The organism is Clostridium sp., from assembly GCF_036569345.1.
In the GTDB taxonomy this organism is placed as follows: Bacteria; Bacillota; Clostridia; order Clostridiales; family Clostridiaceae; genus Clostridium_AD.
This window is the reverse complement of the sequence record NZ_DATCQT010000016.1, coordinates 19,613-36,012: the sequence shown is the minus strand read 5'-3', so window position 1 is coordinate 36,012 and position 16,400 is coordinate 19,613. Positions and strand designations below refer to the sequence as shown.

18 protein-coding genes are annotated in these 16,400 nt (G+C 30.7%); 1 reads left to right on the top strand and 17 read right to left on the bottom strand.

Annotated features, from left to right (window positions below):
* Positions 1 to 7: 7 nt before the first annotated feature.
* From dtd to VIM70_RS00635, 15 genes are all read right to left on the bottom strand, one after another.
* Positions 8 to 454, bottom strand: a complete 447-nt coding sequence (gene dtd, locus VIM70_RS00705) for a D-aminoacyl-tRNA deacylase (protein ID WP_331943101.1) — start codon at positions 452 to 454, stop codon at positions 8 to 10.
* Between the two features lie 36 nt (positions 455 to 490).
* On the bottom strand, positions 491 to 2,671 hold the full coding sequence (locus VIM70_RS00700) for a bifunctional (p)ppGpp synthetase/guanosine-3',5'-bis(diphosphate) 3'-pyrophosphohydrolase (RefSeq protein WP_331943099.1): 2,181 nt from the start codon (positions 2,669 to 2,671) through the stop codon (positions 491 to 493).
* A 129-nt stretch (positions 2,672 to 2,800) separates the two neighbouring features.
* Positions 2,801 to 3,319: an adenine phosphoribosyltransferase gene (locus VIM70_RS00695; RefSeq protein WP_331943097.1), complete on the bottom strand. Its 519-nt coding sequence runs from the start codon at positions 3,317 to 3,319 to the stop codon at positions 2,801 to 2,803.
* A gap of 75 nt (positions 3,320 to 3,394) precedes the next feature.
* Positions 3,395 to 4,273 (bottom strand): DHH family phosphoesterase, encoded by an 879-nt coding sequence (locus VIM70_RS00690; protein WP_331943095.1) that lies wholly within the window; start codon positions 4,271 to 4,273, stop codon positions 3,395 to 3,397.
* A gap of 249 nt (positions 4,274 to 4,522) precedes the next feature.
* The gene (secF, locus tag VIM70_RS00685; RefSeq protein ID WP_331943093.1) at positions 4,523 to 5,392 is read right to left on the bottom strand and encodes a protein translocase subunit SecF; all 870 of its coding nucleotides are present in this window, start codon (positions 5,390 to 5,392) and stop codon (positions 4,523 to 4,525) included.
* Between the two features lie 4 nt (positions 5,393 to 5,396).
* Positions 5,397 to 6,635 (bottom strand): protein translocase subunit SecD, encoded by a 1,239-nt coding sequence (gene secD, locus VIM70_RS00680; protein WP_331943091.1) that lies wholly within the window; start codon positions 6,633 to 6,635, stop codon positions 5,397 to 5,399.
* A 79-nt stretch (positions 6,636 to 6,714) separates the two neighbouring features.
* Positions 6,715 to 8,079, bottom strand: a complete 1,365-nt coding sequence (scfB, locus tag VIM70_RS00675) for a thioether cross-link-forming SCIFF peptide maturase (protein ID WP_331943089.1) — start codon at positions 8,077 to 8,079, stop codon at positions 6,715 to 6,717.
* Positions 8,080 to 8,138: 59 nt separating this feature from the next.
* On the bottom strand, positions 8,139 to 8,276 hold the full coding sequence (scfA, locus tag VIM70_RS00670; RefSeq protein WP_071612985.1) for a six-cysteine ranthipeptide SCIFF: 138 nt from the start codon (positions 8,274 to 8,276) through the stop codon (positions 8,139 to 8,141).
* A gap of 68 nt (positions 8,277 to 8,344) precedes the next feature.
* Entirely contained in the window at positions 8,345 to 8,713 is a 369-nt protein-coding gene (locus VIM70_RS00665) for a TIGR04086 family membrane protein (protein ID WP_331943073.1), read from the bottom strand.
* Between the two features lie 100 nt (positions 8,714 to 8,813).
* Positions 8,814 to 9,104 (bottom strand): preprotein translocase subunit YajC, encoded by a 291-nt coding sequence (gene yajC / locus VIM70_RS00660; RefSeq protein ID WP_331943071.1) that lies wholly within the window; start codon positions 9,102 to 9,104, stop codon positions 8,814 to 8,816.
* Between the two features lie 135 nt (positions 9,105 to 9,239).
* Entirely contained in the window at positions 9,240 to 10,364 is a 1,125-nt protein-coding gene (tgt, locus tag VIM70_RS00655; RefSeq protein WP_331943069.1) for a tRNA guanosine(34) transglycosylase Tgt, read from the bottom strand.
* 57 nt (positions 10,365 to 10,421) lie between these two features.
* Positions 10,422 to 11,447 carry a tRNA preQ1(34) S-adenosylmethionine ribosyltransferase-isomerase QueA gene (queA, locus tag VIM70_RS00650; RefSeq protein ID WP_331943067.1) on the bottom strand — a complete coding sequence of 342 codons (1,026 nt, stop codon included), beginning with the start codon at positions 11,445 to 11,447 and terminating at the stop codon, positions 10,422 to 10,424.
* A gap of 32 nt (positions 11,448 to 11,479) precedes the next feature.
* Entirely contained in the window at positions 11,480 to 12,547 is a 1,068-nt protein-coding gene (gene ruvB / locus VIM70_RS00645; protein WP_414648632.1) for a Holliday junction branch migration DNA helicase RuvB, read from the bottom strand.
* A 14-nt stretch (positions 12,548 to 12,561) separates the two neighbouring features.
* Complete coding sequence (gene ruvA / locus VIM70_RS00640; RefSeq protein ID WP_331943065.1) at positions 12,562 to 13,161, bottom strand: Holliday junction branch migration protein RuvA; 600 nt, start codon at positions 13,159 to 13,161, stop codon at positions 12,562 to 12,564.
* Positions 13,162 to 13,380: 219 nt separating this feature from the next.
* Positions 13,381 to 14,148 (bottom strand): hypothetical protein, encoded by a 768-nt coding sequence (locus tag VIM70_RS00635; RefSeq protein ID WP_331943063.1) that lies wholly within the window; start codon positions 14,146 to 14,148, stop codon positions 13,381 to 13,383.
* Between the two features lie 180 nt (positions 14,149 to 14,328).
* Between VIM70_RS00635 and aat the strand changes: the two genes are divergently transcribed.
* Positions 14,329 to 14,997, top strand: a complete 669-nt coding sequence (gene aat / locus VIM70_RS00630) for a leucyl/phenylalanyl-tRNA--protein transferase (RefSeq protein ID WP_331943061.1) — start codon at positions 14,329 to 14,331, stop codon at positions 14,995 to 14,997.
* Between the two features lie 72 nt (positions 14,998 to 15,069).
* On the opposite strand, the gene splB is transcribed toward aat, so the two are convergent.
* Positions 15,070 to 16,080: a spore photoproduct lyase gene (gene splB, locus VIM70_RS00625; protein ID WP_331943059.1), complete on the bottom strand. Its 1,011-nt coding sequence runs from the start codon at positions 16,078 to 16,080 to the stop codon at positions 15,070 to 15,072.
* 83 nt (positions 16,081 to 16,163) lie between these two features.
* The gene (locus VIM70_RS00620) at positions 16,164 to 16,397 is read right to left on the bottom strand and encodes a hypothetical protein (RefSeq protein WP_331943057.1); all 234 of its coding nucleotides are present in this window, start codon (positions 16,395 to 16,397) and stop codon (positions 16,164 to 16,166) included.
* Positions 16,398 to 16,400 lie beyond the last annotated feature (3 nt).

Here is a 16,400-nt window from a genome sequence, read left to right as displayed (position 1 = left end):
AAACCTCCTAGAAGTCTTTCTTGCTCTCTAAAATTAAGGTTACTGGTCCATCATTTTGTATATAAACCTGCATGTCTTCTCCGAATATTCCAGTTTTAACTTCGCCTAGCACTTCCGTACATTGCCTAACAAATTCTAAATATAAATTTTCAGCTTGGTGCCCACCAAGTGCTCTCATGAAATTTGGCCTTCTACCTTTTCTGCAATCTCCATACAGTGTAAATTGAGAAACTACAAGAAGTTCACCCTTGACATCTAATAAAGACAAATTCATTTTCTCATCTTCATCAAAAATTCTAAGGTTTAATATTTTATCTTTTAGAAATTTTATATCATCTTCCGTGTCGCCCTCACATATGCCCAAGAGAACATTTAATCCAAAACCAATTTCACTAACTACAGTACCGCGAATTTCAACCTTTGAATATTTAACTCTTTGAACTACCGCCCTCATAATTACATCTCTCCTAATTTAAATAAATGCATTAACTTAGTTTTTTATTCTATAAACTTCTATTACACCAGTCAATTTTGTTATTTTCTTTTGTAAGTCTTTCAGATTTTCTATTCCATCAACCTTTAACTTTATATTTATTAAAGCCACATTATTTTTCAGGGTTTTTGCATTTATTGAGTATAACTGTGTTTTTGTGAGTGTTATTATCTCCATTATATTAGACAATAACCCATACCTATCATCTGCTCTAATTTGAATCTCAGTTATGTAGTCTTTTCCCTCAGAGGCTCCCCAGCTTACATCAATCATTTTATTTATTTCATTATTTATTAAGGCTTCAGCATTTTTACAATCTCGCCTATGAACAGACACTCCGCGTCCCTTTGTTATATAACCTATTATTTCATCACCTGGAACGGGGTTACAACACTTAGCAAAACGTGCAAGTACATTTTCCTCGCCCTTGACTATTAGACCTTGGTACTCCATTCTCTTTTTCTCATCTTTTCCTGTACTCTTGGTTATCTTTTGCTCTATGTCTTCAACGGTCATATTTTCTTTGTTTTTATTTTCAAAAACCTCTTTCAATCTATTAACTATAGTGGACGGCATAATATCTCCTACTCCAACATAAGCAAATAAATCATCTAAAGTTCTAAAATTATATTTCTTGTATATTTTTTCTATTGCTTCACCCTTAGCAATTACTCCAAAATTATATTCTTGCCTTTTAGATTCTCTCTCTAATAGTTCTTTCCCTTTTTCAATACTCTCTTCTCTTTTAGCCTTTTTAAACCAAGCTTTGATTTTACTTTTAGCTTGATTGCTCTTTGTAATATTTAGCCAATCAATACTCGGGCCCTTTGGCACAGTTGAAGTTATAACTTCAACTATTTCTCCAGTTTTTAAGTGATATTCAAGTGGAACCATTCTTCCGTTTACTTTTGCACCCATGCACTTATGCCCAATATCGGTATGAATTCTGTATGCAAAATCAATAGGTGTTGCATCAAGCGGTAAATTAATAACCTCACCCTTAGGCGAGAATACAAAAACTTCGTCTGAAAATAAATCGATTTTAAAACCTTCCATAAACTCTTCTGCATCAAAAGTCTCTCCTTGCCATTCAAGAATATCTTTTAACCAAGAAAATTTAGAATCAATATTTTCATTATCTCCACCTTCTACCCCCTCTTTATACTTCCAATGAGCTGCAATACCATACTCCGCTGTTTTATGCATCTCAAAGGTTCTTATTTGAATTTCAAAGGGCTTCCCTTGTGGTCCAATTACTGTTGAATGTAATGATTGATACATATTAGGTTTTGGCATTGCAATATAGTCTTTAAACCTTCCCGGAATTGGTTTGTAAACCGTGTGCACTATTCCTAAAGCTGCATAGCAATTCCCTATATCCTTAACTAAAATTCGAACTGCAGTTAAATCAAACACTTGATCGAGCGTCTTATTTTTGGTAACCATTTTTCTATAAATGCTGTAAAAGTGTTTTGGTCTTCCATCAATTTCAGATTCTATACCAACAATATTTAAGTTGAACTTTAATTCTTTTATTATATTATTTATATTTTCTTCTCGCTCGACTCTTTTTTCAGCAATTTTCCTTACTAAATTATAGTATTCATTTGGGTTCAAGTACCTAAGTGATAAATCCTCTAGTTCCCATTTAATTTTAGACATTCCAAGCCTATGGGCTAGGGGAGCATAAATATCTAAGGTTTCTTTTGCCTTTTGCTTTTGCTTTGCAACTGGCATATATTTAAGCGTTCGCATATTATGAAGTCTGTCTGCGAGTTTAATAAGGATAACCCTAATATCCTTTGCCATGGCTAAGAGCATTTTTCGAACATTGTCAGCTTGTTCTTCTTCCTTAGTCTTATATTTTATGAGACCAAGTTTAGTGACTCCCTCAACTAAATTTGCTACTTCTATATTAAATTCCCTGCTTACATCTTCAAAAGTATATACAGTGTCTTCAATTACATCATGAAGTAATCCTGCAATAATTGTGCTAGTATCAAGTCCCATATTCGCTAAAATGCAGGCTACTTCTAATGGATGTACGATATAAGGTTCACCTGACTCTCTCTTTTGCTCTTTATGAGCAGCATAAGAAAAATTAAAGGCTTTAATAATAAGATCTTTGTCTACAGCATTACAATTATTTTCAATCCTACGTAACAATTTTTCCAACATTGCTTATACACTCCTAAAATCAAAGGCTGGTTAATTAACCAGCCAATACTTTTTACTAATATTATATAATATTTTGTAGATTTATGCAATTTTAATTTACTAATTGACAATTGTGAATTAAAATACAAATTAAATATTGTACTTTACAAGAGACATAATATCATAACCCTGCAGCCTATCTTTTCCATTAAGCTCTATTAATTCAACGACAAAATTTAAGGAAACAACCTCTCCACCCATTTGCTCTATAAGTTTTGTTACTGCCCCAACCGTACCACCCGTCGCAAGCAAATCGTCTACTATAGCCACCTTTTGTCCAGGTTTTATTGCATCCTTATGAATTTCAAGTTTATCACTACCATATTCAAGATCATACTCAATTTCTATAGTATCATATGGTAATTTACCTGGTTTTCTTACTGGCACAAAACCTGCTCCAAGAGCATAAGCCACTGGTACTCCAAATAAAAATCCTCTTGCCTCAGGACCAACTATAACATCTATTTCTTTATCTTTTAGATATGTTACCATACTATCAATAGTATACTTAAGTACTTCCCCATCTTGTAGTAATGTAGTTATGTCCTTAAAACTAATACCTTCTTTTGGAAAATTTTCTATTATTCTAATGCTATTTTTTAAATTCATAGTTCTTCCCCCCTAAAATAAAATCAAAATACAATGCTGTTTTATATGTTCAATAGGCTATTATGTAATATATCATTAAAATATGAGACTATTTTTTAGTTCCTTATCTAAGTACTTTGATATCTGTAGTGCTCTATTTTTGTCTGAAGTAATAAATAACTCAACAAGAATTTTAGCATTATCCATTCTTCCCACAGCATTAATTGTAGGCATTACCGCAAGTACCAATTTTGAAACTGTTTCTTCATCAATAAACTCAATATTATGGGTTTTTAAGAGTGCACAAATCCCGTAATTATTAGTACAATTTAATGATTTTACACCTTCTTCAGCAAATATTTTATTTTCACCCACAAGTTTTACTTTACTAGAAATAGTACCTATCATTACCAAATCCATATATTTGTTAATGGATTTCATCTTGTAGTAAGATGAAATTGCTTGAGCTAGTTTAAATGTCATTCCTGACGCACATAATCCCTTAAAGGGATAATTGCAACCCTTTTGTTTTGGATTGACAACAATAGTATCAGGTACTTGTTTAATAGGCTCATGGAAATCCGTGATTATAACATCAATACCCATGCTTTTACATAATTCTATTTCATTAAAAGAATTAATCCCGCAACCCAAGGTTATAATAAGTCCTGGTACTAAATATTTTATATGACCTGTAATATCTTTTTCATTTAAATCATAACTTTCACAAGTCTCACCTGGAATAAAATACTCAACATCGGCATTTACAAATTTAAGCACTAACATCAATAAGGAAATTGCTGTAATACTATCTACATTGTAAAAACCATAAAGGATAATCTTCTCTCTATCATTTACAGCTTTGACAATTCTATATAAAGCATCCTCCATTCCTTTTAATAAAAACGGATTATACATATTATAATCTATAAAGTCATTATTATTCTTTTTCATATTTTTAAGATAATCCATCATAAAAGCTCCTCAATGTTAATAGAAAACATATTAATTATAATTCAAATTTTCCATTTCTACAATTGTTTTTTCAATATTTACAAAAGTATTTATCTTCCAATGACTTCATACTCAATAATTGATTAATATTTTTTAATTTCCTATACCATAAAATAAAAAAGACAAAGAAGTACATAATACATCATACTTCTTTGTCTTTGGTTTTTATTTGTTTGGTCTAAGATGTAGTTTAAGCATGATATAATTTACTTATTTAGCTGTTATTTTCTTTTTTCTTTTTTTAAGCAAAACCCACATTGGGCTTGCTATAAAAATTGAAGAATAACACCCAACTCCTATACCAAATAATAATGGGAAACTAAGTTCTCTTATAGAGGGTACAAATACATATACCGAAAATATACAAATTAAAACTGTAGCAACTGTATTTATTGATCTAGCCATTGTTTGTGTAACACTGGTATTAGTAATATCCTCTATAGAAGCTTTTCTCATAATCTTTTGATTTTCTCTTATTCTATCAAATATAACAATAGTATCGTTAATAGAATAACCAACTACAGTAAGAATAGCAGCAATAAAAGTTGCATTTACTGTTATTTGAAACACTGCATATACTGTAATAGTTATTAAAATATCGTGTATTAATGCAATTATGGCTGCAGCTGCAAATTTGAATTCAAATCTAAAGCCAACATAAACCAGCATAAAAATCATAGCAACAATTAAAGCAGTTATTGCTTTTGACTTTAATTCTGTACCAATAGATGCACCAATTGTATTTTCTGAAATTAAACTACTAGATTTAAACTGAGTTTTAATTTCTTTTAACATGGTTGCTGTTTGATCAGCAGTAAGCGCATCGCTTTTTACAGTTATATCGATTTCCTTACCATCATTTAATGATTTTGATACATATTCACCTTTTGCATGTTTATCAATTATTTTATCTACATCTGCTTTATTATATTTTTGATTCATATTTATGGTGAGTGAAGTTCCACCTTTAAAATCTATACCGAAATTAAGACCTTTTGTTGCTATAAATCCCATTCCTATTATAATTATGATAAGAGACATAGCAAACCATATTTTAGTTTTTTCAACTATCTTTAGCATATGTTTACCCCCTCTTCACGCCAAAATGAGATGTTTTACTTATTAGTCCCATTCCAACTGCTAATTTTAATAAAAATTCAGTGCATGTAAGTGCTGTAAATAAACTTATACTTACACCAATTACTAGTGTTAGTGCAAATCCTTTAACTGTTCCTGTTCCCATTGAATAAAGAACCAAACCTGCCATTATAGTTGTAATGTTTGAATCTAATATTGATGGCAATGCTCTGTGAAACCCAGCAGCTACTGAAGACTTTACTGATTTTCCTGTTTTAAGTTCTTCTCTTGTTCTTTCGAATATTAACACATTAGCATCTACTGCCATACCAATTGTAAGTAGGAATCCAGCAATACCTGAAAGTGTTAAAGTAGCATTAATGGCTACGAATACTCCAAGAACTAAAACCATATATAAAATTAAAGATATACATGCAATCATACCTGGTGCTCTATAATATAAAAGCATAAATAAGAATACAAATAATAGTGCTATAGCTCCAGCCTTAATACTTTGTGACAATGCTTCTGCACCTAAAGTAGCACCAACTGTTTGAACTGAAACAGCTTTTAAAGCTACAGGCAATGCTCCTGATTTAATGATTTGAGCTTGAGAAGTAGCTTCTTGTAAAGTCTTACTTCCTGTAATAACAGCATTACCGTCTGTTATTACTGCCTGTACTGTAGGAGCAGTTAATTCATCAGCATCCATATAAATAGTTATTGGCTTTCCTATGAATTTCTGCGTTGCTACTGCAAACTTTGTCTTTCCTGTAGCATTAAGTACAAGCCCTATAGTAGGTTGATTATCTTGATTCATGTAAGCAGTTGCATCTTTTACATCTTTACCTGTAAGAATTGTTACTTTATCAGGGCCGACAAATTTAAGCTCTCCCGATTTTGCAACTGTATCAAGAATTTCTTTAGAATCGAATTTACCTGGTATGTCAATTCTAATTCTATTATTACCTTCTTTGGCAACTAGTGTCTCACTAACTCCCATTTTGTTGACTCTCATAGAAATAAGTTCAATCGTTCTGTCTAAGGTTGTTGCATCAACAACTCCACCTTTAACTTCTTCTAATACAGATATTCCACCCTGTATGTCTAACCCTTTATTTATTGTTTCACTAAATGGTTTAATCCTATAATCTCCCATTTGCACTCCATGGAAGCCTGCAAATGCCAATATTCCAATAACTAAAACACTGGCTAAAAAAAGTATTATACTTTTTTTCTTTTTCATCTTTATCCCCCTCGCTGCTTATTCATAAGTATAATTATATTATGCTTTACAATATTAGTCAATAATAAGTGTATGTACTTTACTTATTCATAGTTATTGCTTTTAGAGCTATTGCACATTCTATCCTTTTCTTTTGCATTTTACAGCCAATTTCATAAGGAATATGCATATCTCCATTAAAGTTGAAGTTATTTGCTTGACATCCACCACTACAATAAAATTTAGCCCAACATTCTACGCATTTAGGTTTATTGTAAATGTGTGCTTCTTTAAACTCTTTCACCATTTTTTTATTATTAATTCCATTATATATATCTCCCATTAGGAAATCCTTATTACCAACAAATTGATGGCAAGGGTATATATCACCCTCTGGAGTAACCGCTATATATTCATGACCTGCTCCACATCCTGCAATTCTTTTATAAACACAAGGTCCACCTTGCAAATCTATATTAAAGTGATAAAATTTGAATTCATTTCCATCCTTATATCTCTGAATCATGTCCTTATATAATTTATCATATTGCTCAAAAATAACTGGAAGATCTTCCTCTCTAATTGAAAGTTTATGATCATTTGGTAAAACTACTGGTTCTATAGATATTTCTTTAAAACCTAAATCAGCCATATGTTTTATATCTTCATAAAAATCAGTATTTTCTCTAGTGAAGGTTCCCCTAACATAGTATTGTTTTGACTTATCTCTCATATCTACCATCTTTTTAATGTTTGGAAGTATCCTCTCATAAGATCCACTACCATCTACTTTTACTCTAACCTTATCATTTACAGATTTTCTACCATCTATGCTAAGGACTATATTACCCATGTTTTCATCTAAATACTTCATAATTTCATCATTAAGTAATGTAGCATTAGTTGTCATTGTAAATCTTATAGCTTTATTATAGAGTTTTTCTTGTTCTTTTCCATACTCTACTATTTCCTTTATCATATCAAAAGCCATAAGTGGTTCTCCACCAAATAAATCTATCTCAATATTTTTTCTTGGTCCAGAATTTTTTATAACAAAATCAATCGCTTTCATGCCAACTTCTACGGGCATTGCCTTTCTAGTACCATGGTATTTACCCTCATCAGCAAAACAGTATTTACATCTTAGATTACAATCTTGTATTATATTAAGGCACAATGCCTTTATGTATGGTTCTGATTGTCCACCATTCATGGCAATGTCTTCATATAAATCTTCTGTGTATAGAGTTCCTCCCTGAATTAAACTCTGAACCTCACTATACACTTCCTCGATATCCTCTACCTTATATTTACCTTTAAACTTTTCAATTAAATCTTCTTTCTCTCTAAGGGAACTATCATCCAAAAGATCATAAACTATTTCATCAACCACATGTAGTGCTCCAGAATTTACATCAATCACATAATATTCGCTATCTTGTATAAATTTATGAATTAGCGACATTTATTTTCCTCCTGACCAAATTTAAAGCAGTAACCCTAAGTTACTGCCCCGTTAAAATGTTAGTTTTCACAAGCTAAGTTAGCTACGGTGCAAGAAGTTTTGCATGCTGATTGACATGAATTAGCACATTCCTTGCATCCTGGTTTTTTTAAGCTTTCTTTGATTGTTGCTGCATTTATAGTTTTTATATGTTTCATTATTATTCCTCCATATCATAAAGTTTCCGCATCATTATATCATAATAATCTAGCTATATAAAGTATTTCTATAGATTTATTCCTAGCATTCCAGATAAAGAGCCTATGCCTAGAGCTAAAGTCGCTCTTACTACTTCCCGCATGCCAATAGCAGCACTTCCACCACCAAAAACCTTAACTAGATATAAAACTAACATGTAGGTAGCTGCGACGATAATACCCATTAGCCAACCTTTTTCGCCTGCTTTTTTTGCTGCAAATATTGATCCATAGAGTACACTAACTAATGTTATTACAATATAAAAAACAGATGTTACTTTCAAGCTAGCTGGTAAATAGGTTGTTATTATAGAATAAATAACCAATATAATTAAGGTTAAAATTGCAGCCCTAAATACTCCTTCGCCAGCGTAAGAATATCTTTTTTTATTTTCCATATAAATTCCCCCTTTTCCTTTGATTCCAATAAAAAATTTTTCTTTATTGGAATCTATAATATTAATTATGATTAGAAAAGGGGTTTTATTACTTAATTTTCTACTTTGCTTCTACTACTTCAGCACTGTTTAGGTTTGTAACTGTACCTATTCCACTTTTTGATAATTTAATTCTAGTTCTGTCTGGACCACTTTCTAATATAATGTATTCATCTTGAATGTTGATGATTTTTCCCATTATACCGCCTTTAGTCAATACTTCATCGTTTACTTTTAAATTGTTTAAAAGTGCAGCGTATTTTTTCTTTCTTTTGTTTTCTGGTATAAATATTACTAGGTAAAATACTGCTAGCATTAATATTAAAGGTAATAAAGTTCCTATTTGTCCCATTTTTATTCCCCTCCTTTCAATAATGTTTTTTCTAACTTATAATAAAACAATTTTCCTATAAAAATTAATTTCTAAAGAATTTAATCCATTATTGTTACTTTTATAGGTTAATCATATTATAGCAAATAATTATGTTTACTCATTCCACAGGGCAAGTTTTTCTGCCTTAAATTCTTCAAAACAATCATTATCAATTGCAGATCGTATATCTTCCATAAGTTTATTATAAAAATACAGATTATGAAGTACACAAAGCCTCATGGCAAGCATTTCTTTTGCCTTAAATAAGTGTCTTATATAGGCTCTTGTATAATTTTTACATGTAGGGCATTGACATCCTTCATCTATAGGAGCTGCATCTAGTTCAAATTTAGCATTCATTATATTTATTCTACCATCACTCGTAAACACATTCCCATGCCTTCCATTTCTGGCTGGTAATACACAATCGAAAAAATCTACACCTCTTGATACAGCTTCTAAAATATTGCTTGGATAACCCACTCCCATAAGATATATTGGTTTATCCTGGGGCAAGTATGGAACAACTGCATCAATAATCCTATACATCTCTTCGTGAGTCTCTCCAACTGCAAGGCCACCTATAGCATAGCCATCCAGGTTCATTTTGCTAATTGTTTTAGCATGTTCTATTCTAATATCTTCGTAAGTTCCACCTTGATTTATCCCAAATAACATCTGTTTGTTATTTATAGTATCCTCAAGAGAATTCAATCTATCCATTTCAACTTTACATCTTTCTAGCCATCTTGTAGTTCTTGCTACTGACTCTACTACATACTCTCTGGTAGAAGGATTTGGTATACATTCATCAAACGCCATAGCAATAGTAGATGCTAAGTTGCTTTGTATCTGCATACTTTCTTCTGGTCCCATAAATATCTTTTTTCCATCAATATGTGAATTAAAGTAAACTCCCTCTTCTTTAATCTTTCTCATTTTTGATAATGAAAACACTTGATAACCACCTGAATCTGTAAGAATAGGCCTATCCCAATTCATAAATTTATGTAATCCACCCATTTTCTTTATTACTTTGTCTGAGGGCCTTAAGTGCAAGTGATATGTATTAGATAATTCTACTTGACAATTAATTTCTTTTAAATCCATAGTGGAAACGGCACCTTTAATAACTGCCAAAGTTCCTACGTTCATAAATACGGGAGTTTGAATTGTGCCATGAGGTGTTGTAAACTCACCTCGTCTTACTTTACCACTTTTTTTAAGTAATTTATACATTTTCACCCTTCTTTCTATACAATAATTAAAAGTAAGCTCTTTACTCAAAATTATTCACTAGTATAAAAACATTGCATCTCCAAAACTGAAGAATCTATATTTTTCTTTTACTGCTATGTCATATGCGCTCATAACTAACTCTTTACCTGCAAAAGCACTAACTAACATTATTAGTGTGGATTCTGGTAAATGAAAATTTGTTATTAAGGCATTAACAATTTTAAATTTATATCCTGGATAAATAAAAATGTCTGTCCAGCCTGACTTTTCACATACTTTTCCGTTTTCATCAGCTATACTTTCTAATGTCCTATTAGATGTAGTACCTACAGCAATTATTCTACCACCCTTTTCTTTTGCTTCATTTATAACCTCTGCTGCGTCACTACTTAACATATAATGCTCTGAATGCATTTCATGTTCTTCCACAACTTCAGCTTTTACAGGTCTAAAAGTGCCTAATCCTACATGTAATGTTACAAAGGCAATTTTAACACCCTTAGCTTTAATTTGATCTATTAATTCAGTTGTAAAATGTAGTCCTGCAGTAGGAGCTGCTGCCGATCCTACTTCTCTTGAGAAAACAGTCTGATATCTTTCTTTATCTTGTAATTTTTCTGTTATATATGGTGGTAGTGGCATCTCTCCTAATTTGTCTAAAATCTCTTCGAAAATTCCGTCATATTCAAATCTTACTATTCTACTTCCGCCTTCAGAAATACTTATAACATTTGCCTTTAGCTCACCATTTCCAAAAACAAACCACGTCCCAATCTTTGCTTTTTTTCCAGGTTTAACTAAGGTTTCCCAATGGTTAATATCTATCCTCTTAAGGAGTAAAAATTCCATTTTACCACCTGTTCCTTCTTTTATACCTAGAAGCCTTGCTGGTAATACTCTAGTATCATTTAATACTAAACAATCACCTGGATTTAAATAATCTATTATATTTTTAAAATGTTTATGCTCTATTTCTTTTTTAGTTTTATTAATTACCATAAGCCTCGACTCATCCCTTTTCTCAAGTGGATGTTGCGCTATAAGTTCCTTCGGTAACTCAAAATAAAAATCCTTAACTTTCAAAAAAATTACACCCCTTCTTTATCAAAAATCATCTAAAGTTCATTGTTTTCATCATCAAATACTGTGAATTGTTTTATATCTTTATGATTATTAGACTTTTTTAAAGGCCTATTTAAATGCTCATAGGCTTTTTCAGACGCCATTCTTCCCCTTGGTGTTCTAATTATGAATCCCTTTTGAATTAAATAAGGTTCATATACATCTTGTAGCGTCCCTAATTCTTCTCCTATAAAATAGGATAACGTTTCTATACCCACAGGTCCACCATTAAAATTGTCTATAATAGCTTCAAGCATTTTATTATCTATTCTATCAAAGCCTTCATCATCTATTTCAAGAAGTTCTGACGCTGACTTTGCTAAATTCAAATCAATAATTCCGTCTCCCTTAACATCACAATAATCTCTAACCCTCTTAAGCAAACGATTAGCAATTCTTGGCGTACCTCTTGAACGTCTTGCAATTTCTACTGCTGCATTTTCAGTAATATCTACTTTCAAAATAGAAGCAGAGCGTATTACTATTTCTTTTAACTCATCCTGAGTATAATATTCCATAGCACTAAGCACTCCAAATCTATCACGAAGTGGTGCCGTTAATAACCCAATCCTAGTGGTTGCACCAATAAGTGTAAACTTAGGCAAATCTAATCTTATAGATTTTGCTGAAGCTCCCTTTCCAATTACAATGTCTAGTGCATAGTCCTCCATAGCTGGATATAATATTTCTTCGACAGATCTGTTAAGCCTATGTATTTCATCAATAAAAAGCACATCATAATCGCTAAGACTTGTTAAAATAGCTGCAAGATCACCTGCTCTTTCTATAGCTGGTCCAGAAGTTACTTTTAAGTTACCCTTCATTTCCCTAGCAATAATGTTAGCAAGCGTTGTCTTACCAAGCCCAGGTGGTCCATATAAAAGTACATGATCCAGAGCTTCTTGTCTATTTTGAGCTGCTTTTATAAATATATTCAATTTTTCTTTTATTTTGGATTGACCAATATACTCTCTAAGTTTTTGAGGTCTTAAGGAATATTCAGCTTCCATATCTTCTTCAATGATAGAAGACGTAATAATTCTTTCTTCAATATCATCCATAATATACTCCCACCTTAGTTCATTAAGTATTTTAAACAGTCTTTAATCATATTTTCCAGTGATTGTTCCTTATTTATAGCTTTTAAGGCCTTTTCTGCTTCACTTTCAGAATATCCAAGAGAAATAAGAGCTCCTAAAACCTCTATAAGTTTTCTATCCTCTATTAAATCACTTCCAGAAATTTGTGATAAATTATTAATGGAAGACTGTTCAATATGAATTTTCTCTCTAAGTTCCAGTATTATTCTTTGAGCAATTTTTTTTCCTATACCAGGCGCCCGAATTAATGTTTTTTCATCTCCAGATACAATAGCGTATTTTAAATTTGAAACACTACAAATAGAAAGCAGTGATAATCCAGCTTTTGACCCAACTCCATTTATACTAATTACTAGGCTAAACATATCTATCTCATCTTTTGTTAGAAATCCATATAGTCCAATAAAATCTTCTCTAACAATTTGTTTTATATATAATAATACACTCTCGCTTGTTTTAGGCATCTTTGCCATAGTACTTCCAGATGTATATATCTTATATCCAATACCATTATTATCTACTACAATGTAGTCTTTACTAATGCCTACAAAGATTCCTTTTATATATTCGTACATAATATTTCCTCCTTGCTACTTACCCATCGATAATATTAATTGTTATTCTCTTATTTTATAGCAACATATAATACTTTACCACCTAAACAGTATTAATTCAATAATTATGGTGCATGAAAATAAAAAATAAGGCAAAAATCCTTAAAAAATGTATTTCCTAAGGTTTTACCTTGAAAAATGTATTTTTTAATATCTTACCTTATTTTTTTTATGAAAATATTAAGACTTCAATAAACCTCTTGCATAATCAAAAGCCTTTTCTGGAGTTTTAAATTCACCTTTTTCATACTCACTTTCTTCGTCAATATTATTGACACCAACAACATCTTTGCTATACTTTCTACCTTTAATTAAGTCATCCACCAATCCGTCTTTTTCTTTAAGGTCGGCTATTTTTATATATTGTAAATCATTTTTATCTACAGCTTCAAAATCATATTTCTGCTGTTTACCATCTATTGCATATACATTAGAATTAAACAATTTATGAGCTACTATATTTCCATTTTTATCAGTTTTATAAATCGTTACCAAATCATCATATACACCTAAAAAATACATATTACCTTTATAACTGAACCTATCACTATTATTAACGAAAACTATTTCATCATTACTCATACTAAAAACAGAGTAACCTTGGTTTTTAAAAAACTCAGTAAGCTCTGGTTGTGTTTTACTAATTAATAACTGTGAACCATTAAAATGTTTTTCTAACACCATATTTCTAACTTCTTTATCTTTATATTTTATTTTAAAAATAAATTTAGTATCCTTAGACACCATAGCCAATTTATTAGTCACCGACGTTTGCATTAAATCATTATCACTAATGATTTTATCTGTGAATTTCAAAAATGGTAATGAAGCATTCGTTTCAAGCTTTAAATTATTTTTATCCATATAATGAACAAGCGAATAGTTTCCACCAATAAAAGCAATTAAAATTATTGTTAAAATTGTATATAGAATTTTTGTATTTCTCATATCACCCCTCCTTATTTGAAATTATGTCCAAATATAGGGGATTCATTCAATAAGCTAAAAATACAGTCTAGATATGAAAATAATAATTTATCATTTTATATTATAAAATAGAACGATTAATTCCTTTTCCTATTTGTGTTATACTTTTATAACTACTAAAATATCTTGAAAGGAGTTATTATGCCGATTTATAGATTATCAAATGATTTAGCATTCCCTGATCCATCTCTTTCAGAAGAGGATGGTCTATTAGCTATAGAGGGCGACCTATCTGCAGAGAGATTATTACTTGCGTATTCTAATGGAATATTTCCATGGTTCTCGGAAGATGAGCCAATACTTTGGTGGTCACCTGATCCAAGGTTTGTTGTTTATCCAAAGGATATTAATATTTCACACTCTATGAAAAAGCTGTTGAAAAAAAGCACTTATAAAGTTACCTATGACACATGTTTCAGAGACGTTATATCTAATTGCTCTAATTTGAGAAAAGAAACAGGCACATGGATTACAAATGAAATGATTGAAGCTTACTGTAAACTTAATGAACTCGGTTACGCTCATTCAGTGGAAACCTGGCACCAAGGTAAATTAGTTGGTGGATTATACGGTGTAAGTATAGGAAAATGTTTTTTTGGGGAATCAATGTTTTCAATTATGGATAATGCTTCAAAGACAGCCTTTATTACCTTCGGCAAATTACTTGAAGAAAAAGGTTTTTCTATAATTGACTCCCAAGTCTATACAACCCATTTGGAAAGTTTAGGAGCAGTTTATATTTCAAGAAAAAAATTTTTAGCACTTGTGAAAGAAGGAATCTCAATATCTCCCTTGAAATTGTGCTTATAATAAAAAAAAATAAACGTAAATGCCTTTTCATTTATGGGGATTTATAGTTCAAGTATTTAAATAATTGAACTATTAAGTAAAATATTCAATTATAGCTTTATCAAAATTATTATTTATCAGTTCTGAGATATATTTTTTTATATCCTCACTGTCTGGTTTCGTATAGACATACTTAAACTTTCCATATGGTCCCCATTTTAATAATCTTCTTTCTTCATTCATATCAAGTTTAGTGTTAATAAACCTCTGAACTATAAGTTTTTTTGCAGCTTTTGTAAATCTATATTGGATAAGTTCAAAACTTAATTCCTCATGATAATCATGCAACGCTTTTTTTAGTGTTTCAATTAATTCCTTATACTCATCTTTCCAATTATCATATATCATAATAGGTGCAATTATAAATCCTATTGGATATCCAGCAGCAGCAATTTTCTTAACTGCGTCTATTCTCTCATAAAAACTGGAAGTATTATGTTCAAAGTTATCTATAACATAGCGAGAGTTTAAAGTAAATCTAAACTTTGTGTGCTTATTATGTTTTATATTTAAAAATGGATCAACATCATCAAATTTCGTTACAAGCCTAAGTCTCCCATTAGAACTAACACCAAAAAACTCTATGCACCTTTTTAAATTACCACTTAGGTGTTCAAGAGCAATGGGATCAGTTATACTTGCGCATTCGAAAAAAGTAATATTTGGCATGTTAGCATCTATATATGTTTGTATATTTTCTAAGATTTCTTCAATATTTAGGAATATTTTCATAAAAGGTTTTTCACCTTGAGTAGTCTGAAGATAGCAATATTCACAATTGGCTGGACACGAACTAGACAGAGAAAATTGAAAATCTGCAGATGGTTTGCAGCTTACTAATTTTTTTTGACCATTTGTTGTAAAAAGAATAGTTTTTTTAGCAGTTGCATAGTTTTTCTCAGGCGATCCGGTATCTATCACTACTTTTTTAGAATTAACTATAGGAACCTTTAATTTTTCTAAATATTCTATTATTTTTTTTGATTTTTCATATTTTAATATTTTCGGGTCTATATATGCAATATCTGGTATAAACAACTTCATTTTTTTCACCTCATAGTATTGTTTTATTAAATAAAGTTATTTATACACTTATCCTGTTTATAAAATTAGCTTGTTTGAATTCCTTATCTATTATTATATTTATTAATTACCTTGTTTTTTAATTTTTTACCTAATGTTTCGCCTAAAAATCTATCAATCATATCTTCCTTAGTAGCTTTACCCTCTACAAATATATTAAATTTCTTGCATAGTTTACTTAAATCACCTTTACTTATATCATAAGTTTCAATAAAACTTTTCGCAGTTTTAATACTAGTCATAGCAATTATACGTTTATACATTTCATCATTAGTCATAAA

Excerpts from the sequence above, each read along its gene's own strand:
- dtd (WP_331943101.1), bottom strand. The coding sequence starts at position 454 with ATGAGGGCGGTAGTTCAAAGAGTTAAATATTCAAAGGTTGAAATTCGC.
- VIM70_RS00700 (WP_331943099.1), bottom strand. The coding sequence starts at position 2,671 with ATGTTGGAAAAATTGTTACGTAGGATTGAAAATAATTGTAATGCTGTA.
- VIM70_RS00695 (WP_331943097.1), bottom strand. The coding sequence starts at position 3,319 with ATGAATTTAAAAAATAGCATTAGAATAATAGAAAATTTTCCAAAAGAA.
- VIM70_RS00690 (WP_331943095.1), bottom strand. The coding sequence starts at position 4,273 with ATGATGGATTATCTTAAAAATATGAAAAAGAATAATAATGACTTTATA.
- secF (WP_331943093.1), bottom strand. The coding sequence starts at position 5,392 with ATGCTAAAGATAGTTGAAAAAACTAAAATATGGTTTGCTATGTCTCTT.
- secD (WP_331943091.1), bottom strand. The coding sequence starts at position 6,635 with ATGAAAAAGAAAAAAAGTATAATACTTTTTTTAGCCAGTGTTTTAGTT.
- scfB (WP_331943089.1), bottom strand. The coding sequence starts at position 8,079 with ATGTCGCTAATTCATAAATTTATACAAGATAGCGAATATTATGTGATT.
- scfA (WP_071612985.1), bottom strand. The coding sequence starts at position 8,276 with ATGAAACATATAAAAACTATAAATGCAGCAACAATCAAAGAAAGCTTA.
- VIM70_RS00665 (WP_331943073.1), bottom strand. The coding sequence starts at position 8,713 with ATGGAAAATAAAAAAAGATATTCTTACGCTGGCGAAGGAGTATTTAGG.
- yajC (WP_331943071.1), bottom strand. The coding sequence starts at position 9,104 with ATGGGACAAATAGGAACTTTATTACCTTTAATATTAATGCTAGCAGTA.
- tgt (WP_331943069.1), bottom strand. The coding sequence starts at position 10,364 with ATGTATAAATTACTTAAAAAAAGTGGTAAAGTAAGACGAGGTGAGTTT.
- ruvB (WP_414648632.1), bottom strand. The coding sequence starts at position 12,547 with ATGGATGATATTGAAGAAAGAATTATTACGTCTTCTATCATTGAAGAA.
- ruvA (WP_331943065.1), bottom strand. The coding sequence starts at position 13,161 with ATGTACGAATATATAAAAGGAATCTTTGTAGGCATTAGTAAAGACTAC.
- VIM70_RS00635 (WP_331943063.1), bottom strand. The coding sequence starts at position 14,148 with ATGAGAAATACAAAAATTCTATATACAATTTTAACAATAATTTTAATT.
- aat (WP_331943061.1), top strand. The coding sequence starts at position 14,329 with ATGCCGATTTATAGATTATCAAATGATTTAGCATTCCCTGATCCATCT.
- splB (WP_331943059.1), bottom strand. The coding sequence starts at position 16,080 with ATGAAGTTGTTTATACCAGATATTGCATATATAGACCCGAAAATATTA.
- VIM70_RS00620 (WP_331943057.1), bottom strand. The coding sequence starts at position 16,397 with ATGACTAATGATGAAATGTATAAACGTATAATTGCTATGACTAGTATT.